Genomic DNA, 25,695 nt, shown 5'->3' with positions numbered 1-25,695 from the left:
CTGCCCCGTCGGCACGCTGCTTGGCCTGCTGGCGCGCGCGAGCGCCTTCCGCCTCGCGATCGACCGCGCCGCCTGCACCAAGTGCGCCGACTGCCTGCGCGCCTGCAAGGCCCAGTGCATCGACCTGCGCCGCGGCCATGTGGACGCGTCCCGTTGCGTGGCCTGCGCCAACTGCCTCGGCGCCTGCACGCACGGCGGCATCGGCTACCGCTTCGCCTGGCGGCCGGCGCGACGGCCCGGGGTCGACCAGGACCGCCGCACGTTCGTCGCCGGCGCGCTCCTGCTCCCCGCTGGCGGCGCTGCAGGCCGCCGCGCCCGCCCCTCCGTCACGCGCGCCGGTCGCGCCGCCGGGAGCGGACAGCGTCGCCCGCCTGCTCGACCGCTGCACCGGCTGCCTGCTCTGCGTGAGCGAGTGCCCCACCCAGGTGCTGCAACCGGCCGCGCTCGCTTACGGCTGGCGCGGCTGGGCCAAGCCGCACCTGGATTTCGAGCGCGCCTTCTGCAACTTCGACTGCCGCCGCTGCGGCGAGGTCTGCCCGACCGGCGCGATCTCGCTGCTCGCGCTCGCCGATAAGCGCCGGACGAGCGTGGGCACGGCGCAGTTCGAGCGCACCCGCTGCATCGTCGAGACCGACGGCACCGACTGCGCCGCGTGCTCCGAGCATTGCCCGACCAAGGCCGTCGACACCGTGCCCTTCCGCGAAAACCTGCGCCTGCCGCAGGTGAAGGAGGAGCTGTGCATCGGCTGCGGCGCGTGCGAGTTCGCCTGCCCGGTGCGCCCGCAGCGCGCCATCACCGTCGCCGCGCGCGCGACGCACGTCCGCGCCCGGCAAGCCGTCGAGGCCAAGCCGACGCTGCCGAAGCCCGCGGGCGATTTCCCCTTCTGAGGCGCCGGCGGGGTGACGCAACGCAGCCTTGTGCGGACGACCGGGGCCTTGTTTGCTCGCGTCCATGCTGCGTCTCGTTGCCCTGTTCCTCACCGCCGCCATGCTTTCCGCCGCCGAACACCCCGTCATCCCGCTCTGGCCCGAGGGCATTCCCGGCGTCAAGCCGCACACCGCCCCGGACCACGTCGACGCCACCGGCCGCATCTCCGAGGTGCACGAGCCGACGCTCACCGTCTGGGCGCCCGCGCCGGGCCAAGCCAACGGCACCGCCGTCGTGATCTGCCCCGGCGGCGGCTATGCGATTCTCTCCGCCGAGCGCGAGGGCGCGCGCTACGCCGAGTGGCTGAACGGCCTCGGCGTGACGTGCTTCGTCGTCAAGTCGCGCCTGAAGGAATACGGCCATCCTGCGCCGCTGCGGGACGTGCTGCGCGCCCTGCGCATCGTCCGCTCGCGCGCCGCGGAGTTCGGCGTCGACCCGCACCGCATCGGCATCATCGGCTCCTCCGCCGGCGGCCACCTCGCCTCCTGCGCCGCCACCCTTTACGACCACGCCGACGGCAAGACCGGCGCGGCGCTCGACGCCGTGAGCGCGCGGCCGGATTTCGCCCTGCTGCTGTATCCCGTGATCCTGATGGAAGGCCCGCACATCCACCGGGGTTCGCGCGACAACCTGATCTCCGCGCATCCGACCCCGGAGCTCGCCGCGCTGCTGTCGACCGACCGCCAGGTCACGCCCGCCACGCCGCCGACGTTTCTCGTGCACGCGGAGGACGACGCCACCGTGCCGATCGAGAACACGCTCGATTTCTACGCCGCGCTGCGCCGCGCGAAGGTCCCGGCCGAGATGCACCTTTACGAGAAGGGCGGCCACGGCTTCGCCATGGAGGCGAAGCACGTCCCCACCGCGCAATGGCCGCAGCGCGCCGAGACCTGGCTGCGCAGCCACGGCTGGATCAAGTGACGCCGGCGCCGCCGGCCGCGCTCAGTAGCGGATCGCCGCGATCTCCAGCTGCGTGGCGCCGGTCGGGAACTTGAACGGCACCCGCTGCCCGAGGCGCGCGTTGAGCAGCGCCCGCGCGATCGGCGAGAGCCAGCTCACCGCGTCGGGGAAGAAATCGGTCTCGTCCACCCCGACGATGCGGTAGGTCGACTCCGCGCCCTTCGCGTCGCGCACGGTTACCATCGCGCCGAACCGGACGACGTCGTGCGGCGGCGGTGGCGGCGTCGTCACCTCCGCGCTGCCGAGGCTCTGCTGGAGATAGGCGATGCGCTCCTCCGTGCGCTGGAGCTCCTCCTTCGCATCGGCGCCGCGGCCGCCCTCCTCCGCCGCGGCCGCGATCAGCTGCGGCGCGATCTCGTTGAGCTGCTTCAACTCGGCGCGCAGGCGCTCCGCCCCGGCGGCGGTGAGATAGTTGCGCGCGCCCGGAGGCAGCGGCGACACCCGGCGCGGCACCACGACGTCGCGCGCATCGTCTTCGCGGGTAAAAGCTCGGCTCATGAAAGCAAGTTAGCGCAGCCTCCGCCCCTTGGCAATGGGCGGCACGCCGCCGGGCTGGCGCAAGGGATGCGTAGCGTCCCCGCCCCGTGGGTGTATACTTCGTCAGCAAAACGAAACGCCCGGCGCGCCTCGCCGCGCGCCGGCTCTTCCCTCAGCCCCCATGAAAGCCGTTCTCATCGCGGTCGGTCTCGCGGTCATCGCCGGTCTGGCATTCTCGCTCGCCGGCAAACCCCTCGATCCGGCCGACTACGTCGTCATCCTGCTCCTCGGCACGCTCGGCGCGTGGACCTACGAGCAGTATCGCCACGGCCCGACCGAGGAGCAGTAAGTTCTCTGCTCGCACCGGGCCCGAGCCGCCGTCCGCCGGCTGCGGCCAGTGAGAGGAGCCGTCGCCTCACCCGAACAGCCACCACGCGGCCGCCGCCTGGTGGGCCAGGACGATGAACCAGAACGCGACCTGATAGCCTAGCTTGGCGGTTTTGTGCCGGAGGACTTGCTGGGCCAGCACGGCCCCCGGCCAGCCGCCGAGCGCATCGAACGCGAGCAGCTGGGCTTCGGGAATCCGCCCGCCGCCTCGCTCCGCCCGACGCTTGTCGAAGGCATAGAGGGCAAAGGAGACCATGGACAATGCGCCCGGCCACGCGAGCCACGTCCATCCCCACCGCTCCAAAACCGGCCACCCGGCCGCGCCAGGCAGCACGAGCAGCGCCGCACTGGCGAGCAGCGCGCCCGGCAATCGGTCCAGCGAGCGTTTCTTCACGTTGTGATCCCGGCGGTGTTTCATCGGTGCCTGTTTCTAGGTGGGGCCAGTCGCCGCGCCCGTCAAATCCCCGCGCGCCCTCGGATCTTTTCTGCAGGCCGGTCCCCGCAGGGCGCACGCGGCGGCACCGGTCTTTCGGGTCGCTGGGCCTAAGAAAACGCGCCCGCTCGCGTCATCCTGTTATCCCGATGAAAAGTCACCTCCCCCGCCTCCTCCTCGCCTTCGTTTCGCTCGGCATGCTCGCGTGCATCACGGGGTGTGCCAGCTTGGCCGAAGGCCTCTCCCAGGCCGCCGCCGAGTTGCAGCGCCAGCAACAGCCGGATCCCTACGGCGACCCGTGTTATCGCGCTCCGGCCAACGCGTCCGCGCCCGGGGTGAGGTGATTTCAGCGCGCCGCGCCGGGGCGGCGCAGCCACAGCGTCGGATAACGCACCGGGAAGTTGCGCTGCACTTCCTCGACGGCCGAGTCCGCCGGCAGGCGCCGCCACGTCGCCAGCCACTCGGCGTTGCCGCTCGCCAGCGCCCCGAAGAGCAGCGCCGGCTGCCGGATCGGCCAGTCGTTCCAATACATCACGTCCGGCGCCTTCGGCCAGCGGGACTTGTCGGCGAGGAACGGCGCCAGCCAGCCGACCGCCCGCAGCAGGCCGCGCCCGTCGGGCAGCGTCGCGCGCATCAGGTCGTCGTCCGGCGTCGAGAGCACGACCGCGGTGGCGGTCATCACATCGAGGTTGAAGATCGCGTAGCCGTAGGGCTTGGTGCGCGCGAGTTCGCGCAGGAAGCTGCCGTCGGCCGCCATCTGTGTGAGCAGGTCGCGACGGAAGCGCGCGCGGCACTCCGCCAGGACGGCGGCATCGCCCGTCAGGCGCGCGAACGCCGCCGCCTGCAGCACCCAGCAGGTGCCGTGGTTGTTCTCCTGCTTCGCCTCTTCGAGACCGTAGGGGTGTGTGCGCATCCAGTGCAGGTAGTCGCGGAACCATTGCGTCAGCGCCGCGTCGTCCTCGCGCGTGAGCGACTGCGACTCGCGCAAGGCCTCGATGCCGAGCGCGACCTCGGCGAGGTGCAGCGTGTCGATGATGCCGATGCCGCGCCCGGTCGCCACGCCCTGGATCGCCTGCGCGTAAAGGAGGTTCGGGGTCATGCGTGTCGCCGGATCGACGAACCACGTGCGCAGGTGCCGCACCGCCGCGGCGGCGAAGCGCTCGTCGTGCGTCAGGTCCCACGCCGCGGCTAGCGCGCCGACGTCGCGCGCCAGGCCGAACATCAGGGTGCGGTGCGCGACAAAGTTGTCGGGATTGGTCAGGCCGTCGCGGCGGACGTAGGGCCCGCCGGGCTTCTGCGGGTCGGGCCACCAGTAGTCGCCCTCGGAGGAGAAATCGTGCGGGCCGCCCGCGCTGCGGGGATTGCGCACGCTGGTCAGCGTGCGCGGCGCGTGCGCGAGGGCGACCTCGGCGGCTGAAACAACGCGCGGGCGCTCGTAGGCGCGCAGGTCGAAATCGGCGACGGCAGCCAGCAGGGCGAGGAACAGCATGCGGACTTGGTAGCGTCCGCGCCGGAAATTGCCAGCGCGCGGCGCGCGGCCGTGCGTCTTACTCGTCTTCCCAGTCCGCGTCCTTCGGCAGCAGGCGCACGAGGACGGCGTTGAGCGCGAGCAGGACGAGGAGGCCGGGCCAGACGTTCGCCAGCGTGCCGGCGTAGTGCGCGAAGGGGTTGCCGACCGGGCCGAACGCCGGCACGACCCACTGCGCCGCGAGCGCGATCGCGTAGGCCGGCAGCCACGCCAGCGGCGCGATCAGCCGGAGCGACGGCCAGCGCCGCAGCGCCAGCGCGACCAGGCCGACGTAGGCGACCAGTTCCACCGACATCGCGAGCACGCGCCCGGACACCGGCAACCCGGTCGTGAGCGTGTTCACGGCCGGCACCACCAGCGCCACCAGCACGCCGATGCCCGCGCCGTAGAGGTAGACCGCCACGAACGCCGTCCAGAAGGCCGGCAGCATGTGCACGCCGAGCGGCAGCGATCCGCTCCACGGGATCAGGTGCACCAGGAACGGCACCAGCCAGGCGATGGCCATGAGCACGAGGGTCTCGCGCCATGAGGCGCGGGTGAGCGAGAAGAAGGAGCGGGCGCTGACTTGCATGCGATGAAGGCGGGGAAAGGACGCGGAGCCAATCATGACGGGCGGGGGTTTGCCAAGGTCGGATGCCGGCGCGGGCGGAGGGGGTAAGGGGCGGCGCACGAAGCGCCGGTGCTTGGGGCTTTAGACGCGAACGACCGGTCCGACGTTCGAAATCCCCCGCCCCATCCGGCCCGATGCCGGGCGTTTGCACTTATGACAGCCACGAGCACCCGCTGCCCGCTTGCGCCGCCGTCGCGCGCCTGCTCAATCGGGCGCTCCGTGTCCGCTCCTCTCCACGCATCCTCCTGATCATGGGCGTCGCCGGCTCCGGCAAGACGACGCTCGGCCAGCGCGCCGCCGCAGCCCTCGGCTGGCCCTACTTCGAGGCCGACGATTTTCATTCCGCGGCCAACAAGGCCAAGATGGCCGGCGGCACGCCGCTGAACGACGAGGACCGCGCGCCCTGGCTCGCCGCGATCCGGGCCAAGATGAACGCGACCATCGACGCCGGCCGGAGCGCGGTCTTCACCTGCTCCGCCTTGAAGGAGAAATACCGCCAGGTGCTCGCGGGCGACGCGCAGCACCCGGTCGCGATCGTGTTCCTCAACGGCGACTACGAGACGATCCTCGCGCGCGTCGGCCGCCGGAAGGGCCATTTCATGAAGGCCGACCTGGTGCGGAGCCAGTTCGAGGCGCTCGAGCACCCGAAGGACGCGCTCGAGCTCGACATTCGCGAGTCGCCCGACGTCCTGCTCGGCAAGATTCTCGCCGCGGTGCAGTGACCCGCGCCCGCGGCGCTACCGGGCGCGCTCCGCCTATTCCTTCCGCTCCGCCCGTTCGTGGCGCAGCGTGTCCAGGCCGATCCGCGCGGCCTCTTCCTCGGCGTTCTTCTTCGACGTGCCCCGCCCCGAGCCGATCGTGCGGCCATTGAGCAAGACGGCGACCTCGTATTCCTGCGCGTGCTTCGGCCCCGTGGCCTTCACGACTTCGTAGCGCAGCGCGCCGTTGCCGTGCGCCGGCTGCACCATCTCCTGCAGCTGGCCCTTCGGGTTGTCATGTCCCTCCATCGCCTTCAGCCGCTCGGGCAGCGAGCCATACCAGCCGAGCACGACGCGCTGCGCGGTCGCGAAATCGGCGTCGAGGTAGATCGCGCCGACGATCGCTTCGAGCGCGTCCTCGAGGATCGAGTCGCGGCCGCGGCCGCCGGCGTCCTCCTCGCTCTGCCCGAGCTGCAGGCCCGCGTCGACGCCGAGGTCGCGCGCGAGCCGGCTGAGGAACTCGCCCTTGCTCAGCCCGGCGCGGCGCCGGCTGAGCACGCCCTCGCGCTCCTCCGGGAACTGCCGGAACAGCGCGTCGGTCAGCACGAAATGCAGGACCGAGTCGCCGAGGAACTCGAGGCGCTGGTTGTGCGCGCCGGCTGCAGGCTGGTCCTGCAGGGATGACGCGTGCCGCAGCGCCTCCGCGAGCAGGGCGGGTTGGCGGAAGGTGTGGCCGAGGCGCTTTTGCAGCGCGGCGAGCTTGGCGGTGTGCGGCATGGCGGCGGTCGGCTCCGTGAAACGCGATTCGCGGGGAATTGTCCACCCCGCAACGCCGGTCACGAGCTGGCGCTGGCGTAGCGGCGCAGGCCGCGGTGGAAGACGAACACCGCGACGGCAAACCACGCCGCGGCCATGCCGACAACCCACGCGGTCAGGCGCCAGTCGAAGCCGTGCAGCAGCGTGTGCGCGGGCACGTTGCTCACCACCACCATCGGCAGCGTCCAGACGAACACGACGTTCGCCAGGCCGTGGAAGGCCTGCCGCGGCAGCCGGGAGAACTCGCTCAGCGTGAAGTAGCTGCCCTCGATGCCCTGCGCGCTCGTCATCCAGAACGCGGCCGAGATGCTCAGCACGAGCACGCTGTAGTGGATGACGACGCCGCAGAAAACCAGCAGCGCGTAGAGCGCGAGGTCTGCCGCGCCGGGCGCGAGGTGCAGCTGGCGCGCGGAATAGGCGACCACCGACAGGGCCACGAGCGAGTTGATCAGGCTGTCCGGATCGAGCTTCCGCGTGGTCGCCGTGAACATGACGTTGCCCGGCTGCGCGAGGAAGAAGTCGAAGTTGCCCGTGCGGATGTTGCGCCCCATCTCGAAGATGCTGCTCCAGAAGAAGCCCATGAGGAAGCGCTGGATCAGCATCGAGGTGCCGACCAGCAGCAGCATCTGGTATTTCGTCCAGCCCGCCACCGTCTGCGTGTGCTCGTAGATCACGGAGACCATGAGGACGTTCACCGTCATCCAGAACAGCTCGACCAGCGCCCAGACGAAGAAGTCGCCGCGGAACATCAGGGTGCGCACGACCGCGTAGCGGGCGGAGGCGAGCCAGATGCGGGCGTAGTGGGCGAGGTTCATGCTAGGGATGAAAGACGAGGGACGATTGATGAAGGGAGCAAATCGACGGTGAGCGAGACGGCGCGGGCGATTTCATCCCTCATAAGTCGTCCTGCATAAATTCCCCTCAGCCGCCCACCGCCGTGTGCAGGCGCAGGCCGCGGCGCCAGAGCAGTTGGCCGAGGGCGAGGATCACGACGACCCAGAAGAGCTGGATCTTCAGCATGTGCGCGGCCATCACCGGGTCGTCGATGCGACCCGTGAGCAGGGCCACCGGGAAATACATCTGGTAGAAATACGGCAGCCCCGCCGAGAGCCCGAAGAGCCACTTCGGCAGGAGGTCGAGCGGGAAGATCTGCCCGCCGAGCACCGACTCGAGCGCCATCGAGAGGATGACGAAGCCCTGGATCTCGAGGAACCAGAACGTCAGCATGCCGAAGCAGTAGGCGATGCCGAACTGGATCAGCGCCGACATCACCAGCGCCGGCATCGCGTAGAGGTAGGGCCACAGCTGGTGCGGCATCGTGAGGTGGTCGCGCAGCAGCGGATAGAACACGACCAGCGGCAGCAGGATCAGCGCGCCCGTCACCAGCCGCGCCGCGAGGTAGATGCTGAAGCGGTAGGCGAAGTAGTTCACCGGCTTCAGGAGGAACTGGTTGATCAGGCCGTTCCGGATTTCCTCGCTGATCTGATAGTCCTCGTTGAACGCCCCGATCATGAACTGCACCACGATCAGCGCCACGAAGTAGGTGATCGTCTGCGCCAGGCTGAAGCCGCCGATGTGGGCGTTCCCCGCGTAGGCCGCGCCCCAGAGGATGAACACCACGATGAGGTGGAAGAAGGAGAAGAACCCGCGCACGGCGAAGTTCACCCGGTAGATCAGGTTGCTTTGGAGCCCGACGGTGAAGGCGGCGTAGTATTTGCCCAGCGAGGCGAACATGCGAGAGGCCAGCAGTAAGCCGCAGAAACGCGAAAGCGCAAGCGGCCGGAGGCCCGGAAAGCGCGGCCGGCCTCACCCGGGGCGAGGACCGGCGGCGCTCATTTCTCGGACAGCTTGAACCGCTCCGCCACTTCCTTCGCCAGCGCCGTGTAGGCGGCGGCGCCGGGGCTGTGCGGGTCGTAGGCGAAGATCGGTTTGCCGAAGCTCGGCGCCTCGCTCAGGCGCACGGTGCGCGGGATGACGGTGTTGAAAATCTTCTCCGGCAGGTGCGAGCGCACCTCCTCGACGACCTGCTTGGCCAGGTTGATGCGGCTGTCGAACATCGTCATCACGATGCCGCCGACATCGAGCGCCGGATTGACGCCGGCATTCTTCAGGCGGTCGACGACCTTCAGGATCTGGCCGAGGCCCTCCAGGGCCATGTATTCGCACTGGAGCGCGATCAGGAGGTGGTCGGCGGCCGCGAGCGAGTTCATCGAGAGCATGCCGAGCGCGGGCGGGCAATCGATGATGATGGCCTTGTAGCCGCCGGAATTGCGGAGCGGGTCGAGCACGCTCTTCAGGCGCAGGAGGTAATTTTCCTGCTGGGCGAGCTCGATCTCGATCGCGGCGAGGTCGACCTCCGAGGGGATGAGCGCGAGGTGCTCCCACGCGGTCGGCGTCAGCATCTCGAACGCGCTGCCCTCGCCGTGCAGCGGCTTGTAGAGCGACTTGCCCTCCTGCTTCTCGACGCCGAGCGCGCTGGTGGCGTTGGCCTGCGGATCGAGGTCCACCACGAGGGTGTGGATCTTCTGCGCCGCGAGGGCGGCGGCGAGGTTGACGGCCGTCGTGGTCTTGCCGACGCCGCCCTTCTGGTTCGCAATGGTGAAAACCGTGCAGGCCATGCCGCTTTATTCGGGAACGCCCGGGTCTGGTCCAGCGCGAAGTGGGGTCGCCGGCCGGGCGCACCTGCCCGCTTGCGCCGCGCGCACCGTGCTGCACCGTAGGACCTCCCCATGTCCGAGCCCGCTCCCGCGTCGCGCACGAAGATCACCGGCGTCTGCCCGCCGGCGCGCGCCTACGCGCTCGCGCGGCTCGTCGCGGAGGCGGCGGCGCCGACCTGGCTCGTGGTCGTCGAGGAGGCGCGCGGGCTCGAGGCGTTCGCCGAGGACCTCGCGCTGTTTCATCACGCCCGCGGCAACCCGGCTCCGCTCGAGGTGCTCGTCTTCCCCGAGTCGCAGGCCGACAGCCGCGACCTGCGCGAAGCCTTCAACGCCGCCAGCGATCGCCTCGCCGTCCTGAGTCGGCTGCGCGGGCGCCGGCACGCGACGTCCGCGCCCGACGCCCTGCTCGTGCTGACGACGCCCGGCGCGCTGCTGCAGCCCGTGCCGCCGCCCGAGGACTTCTCCGAGCGCGAGGTCACGCTGCGCCGGAGCGAGGAACGGCCGTTTCAGGGGCTGCTCGAGCTGCTGCGGCAGTTCGACTACGACAGCGAGGCGGTGTGCGAAGCGCCCGGCCAATACGCCGTGCGCGGCGGCATCGTCGACGTCTACCCCATCACCGCGCACCAGCCCTACCGCCTCGATTTCTTCGGCGACACGCTCGAGGACATCCGCGCGCTCGACCCCGTGTCGCAGCGCTCGGGCGAGAGCGTCGCGCACATCACGCTCACCGCCGCCCCGCAGATCCACGCCGCGCACGCGCAGGCCTCGCTGCTCGACTACCTCGGCGCGGCCACCCAGGCCGTGCTTGTCGAGCCGAAGGCGCTGGAGGAGGCGTTCGACCTGCTGGGCGGCGCCGGCGCGTCGCCCGCCCTCGCCGCGCTCGCCCGCCGCTGCCCGCGCCTCTTCGGCCTCGGCGACCTCGACCTGGCCAGCGCGCTTTTCGACGGGGTCGCCGACGAGCAGACGTGGGACACGGAGTCGTTGCGGCACCACCGCTCCTTTCCCGAGGAGAACCAGCTGGCGCACGAGCGCCTCGAGGCCGAGGACGTGGCCCGGCGGCGCTTCCTCGAGCGCGTGCTCGCGTGGAAACGCGAGGGTTACGCCGTGGATCTCTTCGTCTCCAAGGAAGGCGAGGAACAGCGCACGCGCGAACTGCTCGAGGAGGACGCCGAGCTGAAGCAGCTGAAGCCGCGCTTCGTGCGCGGCACGGTGAACGAGGGCTTCCGCGTCCGTTTTCGCGACGACACCCGCGGGGCGGGCGCCCCGCCCGCGAAAGCCGCGCCGCGCGGCTACGTCGCCGTCACCGAGACCGAGATCTTCGGCCGCAAGCGCCAGCGCCGCACCGCCAGCAAGCGCGCGCTGGTCACCCCGTCGGCCGTCGACCAGCTGCTCGACTTCTCCGACCTGGTCGAGGGCGACTTTGTCGTCCACCTCCAGCACGGCGTCGCCGTCTACCGCGGGCTGACGAAACTCGAGACCGCCGACGGCGTGCGCGAGGTGATCTCCTCGAGTTCGACGACAAGGTCACGCTGCACGTGCCGCTGCAGGAGTCGCACCTGATCAGCCGCTACGTCGGCCTCGCCAAGGTGAAGCCCCAGCTCGGCCGCGTGGGCTCAGGCCGCTGGGAAAAGGTCCGCGCCGCCGCCGAGCGCGCGACGCTCGACCTCGCGGCGGAGCTGCTGCAGATCCAGGCGCGGCGCGAGGCGCAGCCCGGCCACGCCTTCGCCACGGACAACACCTGGCAGAAGGAATTCGAGGCGGCGTTCCCGTTCACCGAGACGCCCGACCAGCTCAAGGCCATCGCCGCGGCGAAGGCCGACATGGAGCGGACGCGCCCGATGGACCGGCTCGTGTGCGGCGACGTCGGCTTCGGCAAGACCGAGGTGGCAATCCGCGCGGCGTTCAAGGCCGTGATGGGCGGCAAGCAGGTCGCCGTGCTCGTGCCGACGACCGTCCTGGCGCAGCAGCACCTCAACACCTTCCGCGAGCGCATGGCGGGCTACCCGGTCGCGGTCGAGATGGTGTCGCGCTTCCGCTCGCGCAAGGAGCAGAACCAGATCCTCGCCGCGCTGGCGCTCGGCAAGATCGACATCCTCATCGGCACCCACCGCCTCGTGCAGAGCGACGTGCAGTTCAAGGATCTCGGCCTCGTCGTCATCGACGAGGAGCAGCGCTTTGGCGTGAAGCACAAGGAGGTCTTCAAGCGCTGGCGCGCGCACGTCGACCTGCTCTCGATGAGCGCCACGCCGATCCCGCGCACGCTTTACCTCGCGCTCACCGGGGCGCGGGACCTGAGCACGATCGAGACCGCGCCGGTCAACCGCCTGCCGATCCACACCATCGTGAAGAGCTACGACGAGAAGGTCGTGGTCGAGGCGATCCAGCACGAGGTCCGGCGCGGCGGCCAGGTTTTCTACCTCCACAACCGGGTCATGAGCATCGACCTCGTGGCGGCGCGCCTGCGCGAGCTGCTGCCCCGGCTCCGGATCGGCGTCGGCCACGGCAAAATGGACGAGGGCGACCTCGAGCACGTGATGACGGACTTCGTCGCCGGCAACTACGACGTGCTCGTCTGCACCACCATCATCGAGAGCGGCCTCGATATCCCGAACTGCAACACGATCATCATCGAGGGCGCGGACCGCTTCGGCCTCTCGCAGCTCTACCAGCTCCGCGGCCGCGTCGGACGCTTCAAGCACCAGGCCTACGCCTATCTGCTCCTGCACCGGCACGCGCGCGTGATGGACCTGGCGCGGCAGCGCCTCAGCGCCATCCGCCAGCACAACCAGCTCGGCGCCGGCTTCCGCATCGCCATGCGCGACCTCGAGCTCCGCGGCGCCGGCAACCTCCTCGGCGCCGAGCAGAGCGGCCACATCGTCGGCGTGGGTTTCGAGCTGTATTGCCAGCTGCTCAAGCAGAGCGTCGCCCGCCTGAAGGGCGAGAAACACGCCGCCGCCGTCCGCGCGAGCGTGAAGCTCGACTTCGTCTTCGTCGGCGAGGGCGCCGACCGGACCACCACCAAGCGCGCGGAGGCGACCGACAGCTTCAGCGCCCTCAAGCAGGCCGAGCGCGAGGCCGGCGAGTTCGCCAAGATCCAGGCCCGCCTCCCGGCCGGCTACATCGGCGAAGCGCGGCTGCGCATCGATTTCTACCGGCGGCTGGCGATGGCCGAGAACGTCGAGGCCGTGCGCGCGATCGAGGCGGAGCTGCGCGACCGCTTCGGCAAGTTCGGCCCCGAGGTCCGCGCGCTGCTCCTGGTGACCGAAATCCGCGTCCGGGCGGAACAAAAGGGCCTGCTGTCCGTCGAAACGGATTCCGGACGCCTTAAGTGTCTGCGCCACAGTGGCCGGCGCGACGACTTCATCCAGCTCCACAACCGCTTTCCCCGCTTGACCGCCCCCACCCCCACCGCAAGGTTGAAAGAACTCATCGTCTTTCTGACCAATCTTCCGAACCCATGACGTTCCGCAGCCTCCGTGTCGCCTCCGCCTTTTTCGCCCTGAGCGCGACGGCAGCCCTCCCGAATCTCGTCCGCGCGCAGGCCAAACCGGTTCCGGAAAACGCCGAGAAGGCCGTCGCCGACAAACTGAATCTTCAGTTCGCCAACGGCATCGCCGCCGTCGTCGAGGAAAAGGTCATCACCGTCGACGACATCCGCCGCGAGATCGCCCCGCTGCTGCCGCAGGTCCAGCGCGAGAGCCGCAACGAACGCGAATTCAACGAGAAGATCACCGCGCTGCAGGACTCGATCGTCCAGGACCTCATCGACCGCGTGCTGATCGTGAAGGAATTCTACAAGGACGAGAAGCGCCGGGTCCCGGCCAGCTTCGTCGACAACCAGATCGCCGAGATCATCGCCACGCAGTTCGAGGGCGACCGCTCCAAGTATCTCGCCTACCTCCGCGGCCGCGGCATCTCGCAGAAGGATTACCGCAAGGAGGTCGAGGAGGACATGATCTACGGTTACATGCGCCAGCAGCAGCGCAAGTCCGCCACCCAGGTTTCCCCGGTCAAGATCCAGACCTTCTACGACGAGAACAAGGAGCGGTTCTACCAGGAGGACCAGGTCCACCTGCGCATCATCCAGTTCAACCGCGCCGAGGGAGAGACCGACGCCGCGCTCCGCGAGAAGGCCCAGCCCGTCCTCGACCAGCTCAAGGCCGGCGCCAGCTTCATCGACCTCGCGCGCCTCTACTCGCAGGACCCGCGCCGCACCAAGGGCGGCGACTGGGGCTGGCAGCGCAAGTCCGACCTGCGCAAGGAATTCGCCGACGTCATCTTCACCATGGACAAGGGCCAGACGAGCCAGCTGCTCGTGATGCCCGAGGGCGCCTTCCTCCTCTACGTCGAGGAGCGCAAGTTCGCCGGCATCCAGCCGCTCGACGAGGTCCGCGACCAGATCGAGCGCATGCTCGTCCAGCAATACGCCCGCCAAGCGCAGGAGCGCTGGCTCGAGAAACTCCGACGCAACGGCTACGTGAAGCACTACTGAGTGCGCACTGCTCGTGGGGCCGCGGGCGAAGCGCCTGGCCCCATGAGCGATCCCTACCCGCCCCTCCGCGTCCAGGATCTCGCGGTCTCCGACCGCCCGCAGGAGCGGCTGCAGAAGCTCGGCCCGGCCGCCCTCAGCGACAGCGAACTGCTCGCCCTGCTGCTCCGCAGCGGCGGCAAGGGCAACAACGTCCTCGCCATCGCCCGCCAGCTCGTGACCGACGCCGGCTCGCTCCGCACCCTCGTCACGTGGAGCGAGGCCGACTTCCGCCGCCTCAAGGGCATCGGCCGCGTCAAGGCCCTCCAGCTCATCGCCGTGATGGAAGTCGCCCGCCGCGTGCTGGCCGACACCGGCGAGACGGATCCCCTCCTCAATCGCCCCGAACTCGTGCGCGACCACCTCGCGCCGCACTACGCCGGCCTCCAGGTCGAGAAATTCTGGGTCCTCTGTCTGAACCGGAAAAACCGCCTGATGAAGCAGGTCGAGATCACCTCCGGCACCGCCACCAGCAGCCTCGCCCACCCGCGCGAGGTTTTCCGCGAGGCCATCCGCCACGGCGCCACCGCCATCATCTGCGCGCACAACCACCCCAGCGGCGACCCGGCGCCCAGCGCGGCGGACGTCCAGCTCACCCGCCAGCTCCGCGACGCCGCCCGCGCCGTGGACATCGACTTGCTCGACCACGTCGTCCTCGGCCGCGCCGCCGCCGACCCGCGCGGCGCCGGTTTCTACAGCTTCCGCCAGGCCGGCGTGCTCTGACCCGCGCGCCGAGGAAACGCAAAACCCGCAGCCGTCGCCGGCTGCGGGTCTCGAAAGTGGTGGTGGAAGGTGGATTCGAACCACCGAAGGACGGAGTCCAACTGATTTACAGTCAGTCGCGTTTGGCCACTTCGCTATTCCACCAGCGCGAAGGGCCAAAGTAGGTGGAGCGGCGCGCGTTTGCCAAGAGGTTTTTTGCGAAAATCCCGCCGCCGCCCGGCGCCCGCTCGCGCCGCCGCGGAGTGACGCAGTTCGCTCTGGCCAGCGTTGCCCCGGCCAGTTTGCTGGTCCTGCCGATGAACGAGCGCATCCTGAGTGAGAATTTCCGCCAACGCTACGGCCGCACGCCGCAGGTGATCGCCCGGGCCCCCGGACGAATCGAATTCATCGGCAACCACACCGACTACAACGGCGGGGCCGTGATCGGCGCCGCCATCGACCGCTACGTCTGGGTCGCCGCCGCCCCCGCAAACGCGCCAGGCCGCCTGCGCTTCGCCTCCGGCCTCGACGGCCAGGCCGTCGAGCTCCCCGCCGCGAACACCACCAAGCTCTCCGGCGCCGAGGCCTGGATCAACTACCCGCGCGGCGTCTGGCAGAGCCTGCGCGACTTCAACCTGCCGGCGCCGGACGCCTTCGACCTGCTCGTCGGCTCCGACCTGCCCACCGGGGCGGGCCTCTCCAGCAGCGCCGCCCTCGAGCTGGCCACGGCGCTCGCGCTGCTCGATCTCACCGGCGTCCCCGCCCCCGCGCCCGCGACCCTGGCCGCGATCGGCCGCCACGCCGAGAACATCCATGTCGGCGTGCCCTGCGGCATCCTCGACCAGGGCACGAGCGCCTTCGGCCGCGCCGGCCAGCTGGTGCACATCGACTGCCGCGGCCCCGCGTTCTACCTCCTACCCCTGCCGAGCGACGTCAGCCTCTGGGTCTTCAACACCCTGGAAAAGCACGCGCTGGTCGACGGCCTCTACTCCACCCGCCACCGGGAGTGCCAGGACGCGGCGACCGCGCTCGGCGCCACTTGGCTCACCGAGGTCGCGCCGGCCGACTTCAACGCCCGGGCCGCCGGCCTGCCGCCGAAGACGGCGGCGCGCGCCCGCCACGTCATCGAGGAAAACGAGCGCGTCGCCGCAGTCGTCCGCGCGCTCGGCACCGGCGACCTGCAGACCGTCGGCGCGCTCCTCGCGGCGTCGCACCGCAGCTCGCGCGACCTTTTCGAGAACAGCACGCCCACGCTCGACTCGCTGGTCGAGCTGCTCACCGCCGCGCCCGGCGTCTACGGCGCCCGGCTTACCGGCGGCGGCTTCGGCGGCGCCGTGATGGCGCTCACCGACCGCAGCTTCACCGCAGCCCGCGCGGCCGACATCGCCGCGCAGCACGCCGCGCGCGGTCACCCGCGCCCCGAGATCATCGAGCTGCACACCGCCGACGGCGCGCGCCTGCTGCCCCGGCCGTAAGCCCCGCGCGTTCCGCGCGCGAAATCCCCATGGTCGTCGCAGGACGCTTGCCGGGCCGTGCCGGTCGCGCTGCACTGCCGCCATGCGCCTTTCCCGCGGCATCCGGACCATGCTCCTCGGCGGCCTGATCGCCGGCCTGTGCGACATCGCCTACGCCGTCGGCTTCTCCGCCTGGCGCGGCGTCGCGCCGACGCGCGTCCTGCAATCGGTCGCCAGCGGCCTGCTCGGCGCCCGGGCGTTCGAGGGCGGAGCGCCGGTGGCCGCGCTCGGACTCGCGCTGCACTTCCTCATCGCCCTGGCCTTCGCCTTCGCCTTCCACGCCGCCAGTGGACGTTTCCCCGCGCTCACCCGCCGCGCCTTCCTCTGGGGCGCCCTCTACGGCTTCCTGATCTACTGGCTGATGAATCTCGTCGTGCTGCCGCTGTCCGCCTTCCCCGCCCCGTCTCGTTCGCGCCGCTGGTCGTGACCACGGGCCTGGCCGTGCACACCTTCCTCGTCGGCGTGCCCATCGCGCTTGCGGCCCGGCGGGCGCGGGCGCCGGCCGAGTGACGGCTTGCGGCGGAAGCGCGGCGCGCCGACGCTGCCGGCATGCACCCGCTGCACCCCGATCAACTCTGGACGGACGCGCAACCGCTCGTGCTGGCGGGCCTGCCCGTCGGGCGCCGGCTCGCGGTCGCGCGGGCCGCGGACGGACGGCTGGTCGTCTTCTCGCCGCTGCGGGCCTCGCCGCCCACCATCGCCGCGCTCCGCGCGCTGGGCGAGATCAGCGCGTTCGTCGTGCCGAGCCGCTTCCACGACCTTTTTATCCGCAGTATTTCCGGGCCTTCCCGGCCGCGCGCTTCCTCGGCAGCGCCGGCGTGATGGCCGAGCATCCGGACTGGCCGCTGGTGGAAATCACGGCCGGGACGCCGGAGCTCGCCGGCTTCGCCTGGCAGATGATCGAGGGCATGCCGAAGGTGCAGGAGCAGGTTTTCCTGCACCGCGCCTCGCGCACCCTGCTGCTCGCCGACGCGCTCTTCAACGTGCCGTCACCCCGCGGCGCGCTCGCGCGCTTCGTCTCGTGGGCGGCGGACATCGGCGGCGCGCCGCCGCGCCAGTCGCGCTTCGGCCGCCTGCACGTCCGCGACCGCGCGGCGTTCATCGCCTCGGTGCGGGCGGTGGCGGCCTGGGACTTCGAGCGCATCGTGCCCGGGCACGGCGACGTGATCGAGCGCGACGGCCCGCGCGTGTGGCGCGAGGCGTTCCGCGCGCTCGGCGGCTAGGCGGCGCGCGTCACGGCGCGGGCGCGAGCTTGAGCTCCACGTAGACCGGGCGGTGGTCGCTGGCCTCGCGCACGCCGGGACCGTCGTGGATCTTCGCCGTGCCCTTGTGGCCGACGAAGGGCAGCAGACCCGGGGAGGCGAGCAGGTAGTCGATGCGCGTGTAGGATTCCTCCGCGCGGTAGAAATGCGTCCACGTCTCGCCGCGCGAATCGTAGGCGCGCAGGAGCTCGCCCAGTTCGGTGTCGCCGCGCTTCAGGAGCGAACGCACGGGCTTGCTGCGGCGGGTGTCGTTCCAATCGCCGCAAACGATGAACTTGGCCTGCTTCGGGTCCGGGAAGCGCGCCAGCACGAGGTCGCGCACGGCCGTGGCCTCCAGCTCGCGCTGCAGCGTGCTCTCGGGATCGTCCTTCCGCTCGGTGCGCTTGCTCTTCAGGTGGATGACGAAAACCGTCAGGTCGCCCGCGGTCGTGGCGAACGTCACTTCGAGCACGCCGCGCTTCACCAGGTCGGGCTGGCCGAAATACTTGAACCCGACCTGCGTGTGGCGGCGCACGTCCTTGAACGGGAGCTTGGAGAGGATCGCGACGTGCCGGTCGTTGTCCGCCGCCTCCAGCACGGTGGCGTGCGGGTAGTCGAGGCCGGCGGCCTTGAGGTCGGCCTGGAGCTCGGCGAGGAAGGGCGGCCCGCCCATCTCCTCGAGCGCAAGGATGTCGGGCGCGAAGCCGCGGATGGACTCGCGCAGCGCCTGCTTCTCCGCCTCGGGCTTCGGGTAGGCCTTGCGGTAGACGCCGTCGACCATGCGGTCGGCGAGGGTGTAGTTCTCGACGTTGTAGGCGCCGACGGTGAGGGCGGATGCGATCGCCGCGGAGACCGACAACAGCAGGCCGAGCACAAGATAACGGTGAAGCCGGAGTGAGAGCATGCGAACAGAGAACGCGAATCCCGGAGCAGGTCGACCCCCTTTCGCACCCCGTCGCGGCGCCACAACGGACAAGAAACGCGCAGGATTGAACTAACGACGCTCAGGACGTTCCCCCGGACGGCCGAATGAAAAGAGGTCAGCAACGCCGCTCCTCGCGGCGCGCCCCACCTCGCCGCACCATGCTCCCGACTTCCGCACATCGCACCAGTCTCCGCCGCAAGCTCCTGCTGCTGCCGCTCCTGTTCTTGATCGGCGCCGTGGCACTGCAACTCGCCAACCTCTACACGAAACAGCAGATCAGCGAGGCGGTGATCTTCCCCCGCTTCGCCAGCGAGGCGATCGGCGGCCACTCGGACCTGATCCGCGCCGCCGTGGCGATCGAAGCGACCACCCTCGCCGCCCGCGTGGCTCCCCTCGCCACCCGCGAAGAGAAGATTGCCGCCATCGTGGCCGAAACCGACCGCATCCGCTTCTTCGAAGACCGGTCCGGCTATTTCTTCGCTTACGATCTCGCCGGCAATCGCATCAACGTTCCGATCAACAAGGCCGGTAACGGGAAGAACTTCATCGACCAGATCGACGCCAACGGCACGCGTTTCGTCGAGGACCTCGTCAATGCCGCGAAAAAGGGCGGCGGATTCGTGCGCTACAAGTTCGAAAAGGAAGGTAAGGGCATTCAACCGAAGCTCGCCTACTCCGCGCCCATTCCCGGCACCGACTTCCTCGTCGGCACCGGCGTCTACATCGACAATGTCGAAGCGGAGCTCGCGCAACTCCGCGCCGACGTCGAAGCGGGTGGCCGCCGCTACCTCTGGTTCACGCTCGGACTCTTCACCGCCGTGCTCGTCGCCACGATCGCCGCCGCGATCTGGATCGCCGAGTCCACCGGCCGCTCGATCCGCCGCGTGATCAGCGAACTCGTCCGCGGCGCCGATCAGATCACCTCCGCCGCCGGACAAGTCTCCACCGCCAGTCAATCGCTCGCCCGCGGCGCCAGCGATCAAGCCGCCTCCCTCGAGGAGACCAGCGCCGCCCTCGAGGAGATGTCCTCGATGACCAAGCGCAACGCCGACGGCGCCACGCAGGCCAATCACCTCGCCCGCAGCGCCCGCAGCGCCGCCGACGCCGGCGCAACGGACCTCCGGGCAATGAGCACCGCGATGGCCGACATCAAGCGCGCCAGCGACGACATCGCCAAAATCATCCAGACGATCGACGAGATCGCGTTCCAGACGAACATCCTCGCTCTCAACGCCGCCGTCGAGGCCGCGCGCGCCGGGGAGGCCGGAGCCGGCTTCTCCGTCGTCGCCGAGGAAGTCCGTGCCCTCGCCCAGCGCTCCGCCGTCGCCGCCCGCGAAACCGCCGCCAAGATCGAAGGCGCCATCACCAAGACGTCGCAAGGCGTGCAGATCAGCGAGCTGGTGAGCAACCGCCTCGTCGAGATCGTGGAAAAGGTCCGCAGCGTCGACGAACTCGTCGCCGAAGTGGCCACCGCCAGCCGCGAGCAGAACCAGGGGTGCAGCAGATCAACACGGCCAACCGCGAGATGGACCGCGTGGTGCAGACCAACGCCGCCGCCGCCGAGGAAAGCGCCGCCGCCGCCGAGGAGCTCGGCGCCCAAGCGCAGACGCTGTCGTCCGCCATTCAAGACCTGCAGGCACTCGTGAACGGCTCCACCCGCGCCGTCGCCACGCCCACCGCGGTCCCCCTTCCCATCCCACCCTCCCTCGCATGAAAAGCGCTCCGCTGCTGCTCCTCGCATTTCCGCTCCTGCTCCCGCTCTCGCACGCCACTGAGGCGTCCGCGCTGCGCCTCGGCGAAACCACCGCGCAGGTGCGACTCGGTTGGGATTCGAATCCGATCGGCACGGAGGGCACTTCGGCCGCACTGCTCGGCGATGCCGAGTCGTTCACGACTTCCGTGTCCGCCGGATTCGCCCTCCTCGCCGGCCGCCCCGGCGAGGCGCGCACCTGCAAACTCGCCTATGCCGGCGAGCGGCAGGATTTCTCCCACTGGAGCAGCGAGAATTTCACCACGCACCGCTTCGCTTTCGCCGGGCAGCAATCCAGCGGCGAGTGGCAGACCACCTGGGACGCCTCCTCGCTCTTCGTCGACGGCTCGCGTTCGACGCTGCGGTCCACCGCCGCCGCCAACGCCAACGCCGTCGCCTTGTGGCGCGAGCGCCGCCGGCAGTGGCAACACCGGCTCAAGGCGCAGACCCAGACGACCTTCGCCCACGGCGTCGTCCGCGGTTCCATCTCCTGGCTCGACTACGACTACCGCACGGACGTCGACGCGGCCAACGTGCCGTTCGCCAACCGCTCGGACCTGCAGGCCGGCCTCGATGTCGGCTGGCGGCAAAACGCCGCCTCGCTCTGGCTGGTCGGCGCGCGCACCGGGCGGCAGGTCCAGGCCACCGTGCCGCTCCCGAACTGCGACTTCGACTACAGCAACCGTTACCAACGCCTCGCGTTCGGCTGGGAAGGCTCGCCCACGCCCAAACTCTCGATCGCCCTGCTGGCCGGCCCCGATTTTCGCCACTACTCCGGCCGGATCGATCCCCGCGTGTTCTCCGATCGCGACCGCACCTCGCTCTGGTGCGAAGGCAGTTTCACGGCGAAACCGGCTGCCTCCGTCACGCTCGCGGGACGGCTCGCCCGTTTCGAGTGGCTGTCCAGCACGGGCAAGTCCGCCTATCGCGACTCCTGCGCGGAGGTCAGCCTGACCTGGGCGGCCAGCCCCGCGTGGTCCGCCCGCGGCACCGCCAAGGTCCACCGCTGCGACTATTACCCCGCGGTGCGCGATGACTGGGAGTCGTTCTTCTCCGTCGGCGTCGCTCGCCGTCTTTCTGCGCGCGCCACGTTCACCCTCGATCTCACGCGCCATCGCGCGTGGAACAACCTCCGCACCTTCTCCGAACGCGCCTTTGGCCGGTGGATGTGCGCGGCCGGTTTGACGTGGAAGAACTGATCTCGACGCTATGACGCCGGCCGCTGCCTCGCCTCGGACCAGTCCTTGGCGAGAGCGTTTCAAAGCTGAACTTCTGAGGACGCTGAGCAGGCTCGCGCGCCCGCTCCTCGGTTCACATGCCACGCGCTGGTCGCGGCGCGTGAAGTTGCTCATCACGGTGCTCGTGCTCACCACGCTGCCGCTGGTGATCGCGTTGTTCGTGCTGCCGGTGCGGGTGGAGGACACGCTCACCGAGCAAGGCCATGCCTACCTGCGGCAGGTGGCTCAAGACCTCGCGCATCTGACCCACAACGAAATGCAGCGGCACCTCGATACCGCCCGCAGTCTGGCCCAGGTCGAGGCGCTGGTGAACGCGGTCCTCCGCCGTCGCAGCGGCGAACTCGACGCCAGGGGCCTCGCCTCGGCCAATCGCCAGATTCGCAGCTTGGTGCGCGGTCTTTCGGTCCATTCCTACCAGGGCATCTTCCTCGTCGGCGCCAACGGGCATTCGTTTGCCGGTGTGCTGCGCGACGGATCGATCGACGCCTATGCCGACATCGACGTGAACGACCGGGCCTATTTCCGTCGTGCCCGCGAGACCCTCGCCCCAGTCATCAGCGATCCGCTCCGCTCGAAGATCGGCGGCGTGCCGATCATCGTCGTGGCGATCCCCATCCTCGATGCGGAGGGCGGCTTCGCAGGCCTGCTCGGGCTTTCGGTCGAAATCACACGCCTCGCCTCCCTGATCAGCCAGCAACGGTTGGGGCAGACCGGCTACCCATTCGCCATCGATCGCACGGGCCTCATCGTGGCGCATCCCGACCCCGAGCGCGCCTTGAAGCTGAACTTCGCGACCGTTCCCGGGGCGACCGAGCTCAGCCGCCGCATGCTCGCCGGCGAAAGCGGGGTGCTGCGCTATGTCTCGAGCCAGGGCGCGCGCAAGCTCGCCGCCTTCGTGCCCGAGCCGCTTTCCGGCTGGAGCATCGCCGCCTCGATCGAGGAATCCGAGTTCGCCGGTCCCGCCCAGCACATCCGCATCATCATCGTCGTGTTGATCGCCGCCTGCGTGCTGGTCGGCCTCGCGATCACGGCCACTTTCGCGGCCGGACTCGAGACCCTCAACCAAAGCCTCGCCGAGATGCGGACCAGCGAGCTGAGACTCGCCGAGCAGGCCGCGCTGCTCGATCAGACCAACGACGGCATCTTCGTGTGCGATCTGCACGGCGTCATCCTCTTCTGGAACCGCGGCGCGGCGCGCCTCTACGGCTGGAGCGCCACCGAAGCCCTCGGACGCCGTTTGCCGGACCTGTTGCGCCCCGATGAAGCTCGGCTACGCGCCGCGCTCGAGACGGTGTTGAACCAAGGCGCGTGGGTCGGCCACCTCGACAAGCGGACGCGCGACGGCAAGGTGCTCACCGTCGATTGCAGCTGGACGCTGCTCCGCGACGCGCACGGGAATCCGAAATCCATTCTCGCCACCGACACCGACATCACGGAGCGCAAGGAAATGGAGGCCAAATTCCTCCGCGCGCAGCGCCTCGAGAGCATCGGCACGCTCGCGGGCGGCATCGCCCACGACCTGAACAACCTGCTGGCCCCGATCTTTGTCGGCCTCGACCTCCTCAAGCTTTCACCGCGCACCGCCGCCGACCAGCGCGTCCTGCAGCTCATGGAGCAAAGTTCGACTCGCGCCACCGCCCTCGTGCGGCAGGTGCTCTCGTTCGCCCGCGGCGAGGAAGGCGCGCGCGTCTCCGTGCACCTCCGCTACGTGGCCCGCGAAGTCGCCGCGATCGTGCGCAGCACTTTCCCCCGCAACATCACCCTCCAGGTGGAGTGCAGCGAAGACCTCTGGCTGGTGCATTCCGACCCGACGCAGCTCAACCAGATCCTGCTCAACCTGTGCGTCAACGCACGCGATGCCATGCCGGACGGAGGCAAGCTCTCCCTCTCGGCCCGCAACGTCGAACTCGACGCGCGGTTTGCCGCGCTCAGTCACCAGGGCTCCCCCGGACGTTACGTGCTCGTCGAAGTCGCGGACACCGGCACCGGCATTCCCCGCGAGATCATCGACAAGATCTTCGATCCGTTCTTCACCACCAAGGAGTGCGGCAAGGGCACCGGCCTCGGCCTGTCGACGGTGGTCGGCATCGCCCGCGCGCACGGTGGCTTCGTGAACGTCTACAGCGAGCCGGGACAAGGCACCGTGTTCAAAGTGTATTTGCCGGCCGCCACCGCTCCGGTCGAGAGCCCCGCCGGCGTGTCCCCTGAATCCGTTCCGCCCGTCGGCGGCGACGGGAAGACGATCCTGCTCGTCGAAGACGAAGAGATCATCCGCGAAGTCACCCAGCACGCCCTCGAACTCGCCGGCTATCAGGTGATCACTGCCAGCGACGGCGCCCAGGCTTTCGCCCTCTTCCACGCCAACCGTTCGGAAATCGTCCTCGTCCTGACGGACATGATGATGCCGATCATGGACGGCGCCGCCCTCGTCGCCGCCATCCGCCGCGCCGACTCGAACGTCGCCGTGATCGCCGCGAGCGGCCTGAGCGACAACAACAACCAGATCAAAGCCGCCAACGCCGGCATCACCCACTTTCTCAGCAAGCCCTACACCACCGCGGAATTGCTCGCCACGATCCGCCGCGCGCTGAGCGAGACGCCCGCGATGCCGGAAGCGCTCGCCCGCGGTCCGCTCGCCGCGTCTTGAGCACCGCTCGTCGCGCCGAAAGATTCCCGCCGGCGCCTTAAGGCCCCTGCGCCAGCGCGCGCTCGCGCTCGACGATGGTCGGGTGCGAATAGTAGACGGCGCTGTAGAGCGGGTGCGGGGTGAGGTTGGAGAGGTTTTTCTGCGCGAGCTTGTGCAGCGCGCCGACCATGGGCGCAGCGGAGCCCAGCGCGGCCTTGGCGAAGGCGTCGGCCTCATACTCGTGCTTGCGCGAGATCCAGTTGCCGACCGGCGAGAACCAGAAGGTCGCGAGCGAGCCGAGCAGCGCGAAGAGCAGGAACGTCGGCGCGAGCGCGCCGGACGGCAGCCCGAAGGCGGCGTTGAACCACGGCGCCTGCACCAGCCACGCGATCGCGGCGAAGCCGCCGAGCTGGAGCAGCGCGCCGGTGACGAGCCGCTGCGGGATGTGGCCGCGCTTGTAGTGGCCGATCTCGTGCGCGAGCACCGCCTCGAGCTCCGGCTGCGTCAGCTGCGCCATGAGGGTGTCGAAGAGCACGATGCGGCGGAAGCGCCCGAAGCCGGTGAAGAAGGCGTTGGAGTGGCCGGAGCGCTTCGAGCCGTCCATCACCTCGATCGCCTGCGCGTGGAAGCCGGTGCGGTCCGCCAGCGCGAGCAGGCGGTCGCGCTGCTCGCCCGCCGCGAGCGGCGTCAGTTTGTTGAAGAGCGGCAGGATCAGCTTCGGATAGAGCACGAGCATCAGGAGCTGGAAGCCGAAGAGCAGCGCGAAGCCCCACAGCCACCACGCCGCGCCGACCCACGCCACGAGCTTCAGCAGCGCCCAGGCGAGCGGGAAGCCGAGCGCGAGGCCGAGCGCCCAGCCCTTGACCTGGTCGGTAACCCACAGGCCGAGCGTGCTCTGGTTGAAGCCGAAGCGCGCCTCGAGGCGGAACTGCCCCCACCACTCCAGCGGCAGGCCGGGCAGGCTGAGCAGCAGGAATGTCCCGACGAGGAACAGCGCGCCGCTCCACGCCGCGCCCGGCGCCAGGGCGTCGAAGCGCGCCCACAGCCACGGCAGCACGCCGCTGAAGAGCACGGCCACGAGCACGAGCGCGTCGTAGACGAACTCGAACGACGCGAAGCGGCTCTTCGCCAGCGTGTAGTCCGCCGCCCGCGCGAACGTCGCGTCGTCCATGATCGGCGCGAGCGCCCCGGCGGCACGCCGCCGTGCAGGCGCGTCTCGGCGCGATTAAGCGCCTCGAGCGCGAGTTGCGCGGCGAGGCGGAGCAGGAGGAGGACGACGACCGCGAGCGGCAGCCAATGCATGACCAAGATGCAGAACAGGTTTCGCGAGCCGCGCGAGCTTGAACCCGCCCGCCGCCGCCGCGACCGCCCGCAGCCAAAGATTGATTGAAAACCCCTCCCGCGGACGCACAGTCACACTCCGTGGACACCGACAAGAACGCCAAACCCAGCTTTGAAACGGCTCTCGCCCGCCTCGAAGCCATCGTCGACGCGATGGAACAGGGCGACGTGCCACTGGCGGACCTGTTGGCCAAATACGAGGAAGGCACCAAGCTCCTGAAGGTGTGCGAGACCCGCCTCAAGGACGCCGAACTCAAGATCGAAAAGCTGAAGAAACAGAAGGACGGCGGCGCCGGCTTCGAGTCGTTCGAGCCCGCGCGCAGCGAGTAACCGCCCG

The 25,695-nt window shown here is 69.7% G+C and carries 28 protein-coding genes, 1 tRNA gene and 1 pseudogene; 18 read left to right on the top strand and 12 right to left on the bottom strand.

The features are described 5' to 3' along the window. Nucleotides 1-137: 137 nt before the first annotated feature. The 3 genes and pseudogenes from ACMYLB_RS10050 to ACMYLB_RS10040 all read left to right on the top strand — a co-directional run. Nucleotides 138-491, top strand: a pseudogene (locus ACMYLB_RS10050) (4Fe-4S binding protein); the annotation flags it as partial. 96 nt (nt 492-587) lie between these two features. Further along, a complete protein-coding gene (locus tag ACMYLB_RS10045; RefSeq protein ID WP_415911061.1) occupies nt 588-887 on the top strand; it encodes a 4Fe-4S dicluster domain-containing protein in 300 nt (99 codons plus the stop codon). 64 nt (nt 888-951) lie between these two features. Continuing rightward, on the top strand, nt 952-1,848 hold the full coding sequence (locus ACMYLB_RS10040) for an alpha/beta hydrolase (protein ID WP_415910779.1): 897 nt from the start codon (nt 952-954) through the stop codon (nt 1,846-1,848). Between the two features lie 21 nt (nt 1,849-1,869). Here ACMYLB_RS10040 and ACMYLB_RS10035 read toward each other — a convergent pair whose 3' ends face one another. Then, nucleotides 1,870-2,385: a GreA/GreB family elongation factor gene (locus tag ACMYLB_RS10035; RefSeq protein ID WP_415910778.1), complete on the bottom strand. Its 516-nt coding sequence runs from the start codon at nt 2,383-2,385 to the stop codon at nt 1,870-1,872. Between the two features lie 160 nt (nt 2,386-2,545). Here ACMYLB_RS10035 and ACMYLB_RS10030 point away from each other — a divergent pair, with 160 nt between their 5' ends. Beyond that, nucleotides 2,546-2,713 carry a hypothetical protein gene (locus tag ACMYLB_RS10030; RefSeq protein WP_415910777.1) on the top strand — a complete coding sequence of 56 codons (168 nt, stop codon included), beginning with the start codon at nt 2,546-2,548 and terminating at the stop codon, nt 2,711-2,713. A 66-nt stretch (nt 2,714-2,779) separates the two neighbouring features. On the opposite strand, the gene ACMYLB_RS10025 is transcribed toward ACMYLB_RS10030, so the two are convergent. Beyond that, a complete protein-coding gene (locus tag ACMYLB_RS10025; protein ID WP_415910776.1) occupies nt 2,780-3,145 on the bottom strand; it encodes a DUF1294 domain-containing protein in 366 nt (121 codons plus the stop codon). A gap of 188 nt (nt 3,146-3,333) precedes the next feature. Between ACMYLB_RS10025 and ACMYLB_RS10020 the strand changes: the two genes are divergently transcribed. Next, a complete protein-coding gene (locus tag ACMYLB_RS10020; RefSeq protein ID WP_415910775.1) occupies nt 3,334-3,528 on the top strand; it encodes a hypothetical protein in 195 nt (64 codons plus the stop codon). A gap of 2 nt (nt 3,529-3,530) precedes the next feature. Here ACMYLB_RS10020 and ACMYLB_RS10015 read toward each other — a convergent pair whose 3' ends face one another. Further along, the gene (locus tag ACMYLB_RS10015; RefSeq protein ID WP_415910774.1) at nt 3,531-4,673 is read right to left on the bottom strand and encodes an alginate lyase family protein; all 1,143 of its coding nucleotides are present in this window, start codon (nt 4,671-4,673) and stop codon (nt 3,531-3,533) included. Nucleotides 4,674-4,731: 58 nt separating this feature from the next. Continuing rightward, nucleotides 4,732-5,283 carry a hypothetical protein gene (locus tag ACMYLB_RS10010; RefSeq protein WP_415910773.1) on the bottom strand — a complete coding sequence of 184 codons (552 nt, stop codon included), beginning with the start codon at nt 5,281-5,283 and terminating at the stop codon, nt 4,732-4,734. A gap of 173 nt (nt 5,284-5,456) precedes the next feature. On the opposite strand from ACMYLB_RS10010, the gene ACMYLB_RS10005 reads away from it, so the two are divergent. After that, entirely contained in the window at nt 5,457-6,044 is a 588-nt protein-coding gene (locus ACMYLB_RS10005; RefSeq protein ID WP_415910772.1) for a gluconokinase, read from the top strand. Nucleotides 6,045-6,077: 33 nt separating this feature from the next. Here the strand turns inward: ACMYLB_RS10005 and rnc are convergent, their stop codons facing one another. From rnc to ACMYLB_RS09985, 4 genes are all read right to left on the bottom strand, one after another. Continuing rightward, nucleotides 6,078-6,797 (bottom strand): ribonuclease III, encoded by a 720-nt coding sequence (gene rnc, locus ACMYLB_RS10000; protein ID WP_415910771.1) that lies wholly within the window; start codon nt 6,795-6,797, stop codon nt 6,078-6,080. A gap of 59 nt (nt 6,798-6,856) precedes the next feature. Then, nucleotides 6,857-7,651, bottom strand: a complete 795-nt coding sequence (locus ACMYLB_RS09995; protein ID WP_415910770.1) for an ABC transporter permease — start codon at nt 7,649-7,651, stop codon at nt 6,857-6,859. Between the two features lie 106 nt (nt 7,652-7,757). Beyond that, a complete protein-coding gene (locus ACMYLB_RS09990) occupies nt 7,758-8,570 on the bottom strand; it encodes an ABC transporter permease (RefSeq protein ID WP_415910769.1) in 813 nt (270 codons plus the stop codon). 98 nt (nt 8,571-8,668) lie between these two features. Next, entirely contained in the window at nt 8,669-9,454 is a 786-nt protein-coding gene (locus ACMYLB_RS09985; protein WP_415910768.1) for a ParA family protein, read from the bottom strand. Between the two features lie 111 nt (nt 9,455-9,565). Between ACMYLB_RS09985 and ACMYLB_RS09980 the strand changes: the two genes are divergently transcribed. Genes ACMYLB_RS09980 through radC form a run of 4 tightly spaced genes read left to right on the top strand, consistent with a single transcriptional unit; the run spans nt 9,566 to nt 14,744 of the window. Further along, on the top strand, nt 9,566-11,053 hold the full coding sequence (locus tag ACMYLB_RS09980) for a CarD family transcriptional regulator (RefSeq protein ID WP_415910767.1): 1,488 nt from the start codon (nt 9,566-9,568) through the stop codon (nt 11,051-11,053). After that, nucleotides 11,029-12,954 (top strand): DEAD/DEAH box helicase, encoded by a 1,926-nt coding sequence (locus ACMYLB_RS09975; RefSeq protein ID WP_415910766.1) that lies wholly within the window; start codon nt 11,029-11,031, stop codon nt 12,952-12,954. Before ACMYLB_RS09980 ends, ACMYLB_RS09975 begins: the two co-directional genes overlap by 25 nt. After that, nucleotides 12,951-13,985 carry a peptidyl-prolyl cis-trans isomerase gene (locus ACMYLB_RS09970; RefSeq protein ID WP_415910765.1) on the top strand — a complete coding sequence of 345 codons (1,035 nt, stop codon included), beginning with the start codon at nt 12,951-12,953 and terminating at the stop codon, nt 13,983-13,985. Before ACMYLB_RS09975 ends, ACMYLB_RS09970 begins: the two co-directional genes overlap by 4 nt. 42 nt (nt 13,986-14,027) lie before the next feature. Beyond that, complete coding sequence (radC, locus tag ACMYLB_RS09965; RefSeq protein ID WP_415910764.1) at nt 14,028-14,744, top strand: RadC family protein; 717 nt, start codon at nt 14,028-14,030, stop codon at nt 14,742-14,744. Between the two features lie 57 nt (nt 14,745-14,801). Here the strand turns inward: radC and ACMYLB_RS09960 are convergent. Next, a tRNA-Tyr gene (locus ACMYLB_RS09960) sits at nt 14,802-14,888 on the bottom strand. Further along, the gene (locus ACMYLB_RS09955) at nt 14,857-15,054 is read right to left on the bottom strand and encodes a hypothetical protein (RefSeq protein ID WP_415910763.1); all 198 of its coding nucleotides are present in this window, start codon (nt 15,052-15,054) and stop codon (nt 14,857-14,859) included. Before ACMYLB_RS09955 ends, ACMYLB_RS09960 begins: the two co-directional genes overlap by 32 nt. Here ACMYLB_RS09955 and galK point away from each other — a divergent pair. From galK to ACMYLB_RS09935, 4 genes are all read left to right on the top strand, one after another. After that, nucleotides 15,041-16,198 (top strand): galactokinase, encoded by a 1,158-nt coding sequence (gene galK, locus ACMYLB_RS09950; protein ID WP_415910762.1) that lies wholly within the window; start codon nt 15,041-15,043, stop codon nt 16,196-16,198. The two genes, ACMYLB_RS09955 and galK, sit on opposite strands and share 14 nt — an antisense overlap. Nucleotides 16,199-16,280: 82 nt before the next feature. Beyond that, nucleotides 16,281-16,664 (top strand): hypothetical protein, encoded by a 384-nt coding sequence (locus ACMYLB_RS09945; RefSeq protein WP_415910761.1) that lies wholly within the window; start codon nt 16,281-16,283, stop codon nt 16,662-16,664. Between the two features lie 122 nt (nt 16,665-16,786). Next, the gene (locus tag ACMYLB_RS09940; RefSeq protein WP_415910760.1) at nt 16,787-17,059 is read left to right on the top strand and encodes a hypothetical protein; all 273 of its coding nucleotides are present in this window, start codon (nt 16,787-16,789) and stop codon (nt 17,057-17,059) included. Further along, a complete protein-coding gene (locus ACMYLB_RS09935; RefSeq protein WP_415910759.1) occupies nt 17,059-17,460 on the top strand; it encodes a hypothetical protein in 402 nt (133 codons plus the stop codon). The genes ACMYLB_RS09940 and ACMYLB_RS09935 overlap by 1 nt, the downstream gene beginning before the upstream one ends. Nucleotides 17,461-17,470: 10 nt before the next feature. Here ACMYLB_RS09935 and ACMYLB_RS09930 read toward each other — a convergent pair whose 3' ends face one another. Further along, entirely contained in the window at nt 17,471-18,382 is a 912-nt protein-coding gene (locus ACMYLB_RS09930; RefSeq protein WP_415910758.1) for an endonuclease/exonuclease/phosphatase family protein, read from the bottom strand. Between the two features lie 179 nt (nt 18,383-18,561). Between ACMYLB_RS09930 and ACMYLB_RS09925 the strand changes: the two genes are divergently transcribed. The 3 genes from ACMYLB_RS09925 (at nt 18,562) to ACMYLB_RS09915 (ending at nt 24,038) form a co-directional block, all read left to right on the top strand. Then, a complete protein-coding gene (locus ACMYLB_RS09925; RefSeq protein ID WP_415910757.1) occupies nt 18,562-20,049 on the top strand; it encodes a methyl-accepting chemotaxis protein in 1,488 nt (495 codons plus the stop codon). 64 nt (nt 20,050-20,113) lie between these two features. Next, nucleotides 20,114-21,352 carry a hypothetical protein gene (locus tag ACMYLB_RS09920; protein ID WP_415910756.1) on the top strand — a complete coding sequence of 413 codons (1,239 nt, stop codon included), beginning with the start codon at nt 20,114-20,116 and terminating at the stop codon, nt 21,350-21,352. A 139-nt stretch (nt 21,353-21,491) separates the two neighbouring features. Further along, entirely contained in the window at nt 21,492-24,038 is a 2,547-nt protein-coding gene (locus ACMYLB_RS09915; protein WP_415910755.1) for a cache domain-containing protein, read from the top strand. A 37-nt stretch (nt 24,039-24,075) separates the two neighbouring features. On the opposite strand, the gene ACMYLB_RS09910 is transcribed toward ACMYLB_RS09915, so the two are convergent. Then, a complete protein-coding gene (locus ACMYLB_RS09910) occupies nt 24,076-25,188 on the bottom strand; it encodes a M48 family metallopeptidase (RefSeq protein WP_415910754.1) in 1,113 nt (370 codons plus the stop codon). 251 nt (nt 25,189-25,439) lie between these two features. Between ACMYLB_RS09910 and xseB the strand changes: the two genes are divergently transcribed. After that, entirely contained in the window at nt 25,440-25,688 is a 249-nt protein-coding gene (xseB, locus tag ACMYLB_RS09905; RefSeq protein ID WP_415910753.1) for an exodeoxyribonuclease VII small subunit, read from the top strand. The last annotated feature ends 7 nt before the right edge of the window (nt 25,689-25,695 follow it).

This window comes from Oleiharenicola sp. Vm1, assembly GCF_047777955.1.
GTDB lineage: Bacteria > Verrucomicrobiota > Verrucomicrobiia > Opitutales > Opitutaceae > Didemnitutus.
This window is presented reverse-complemented; position numbering and strand designations above follow the sequence as displayed.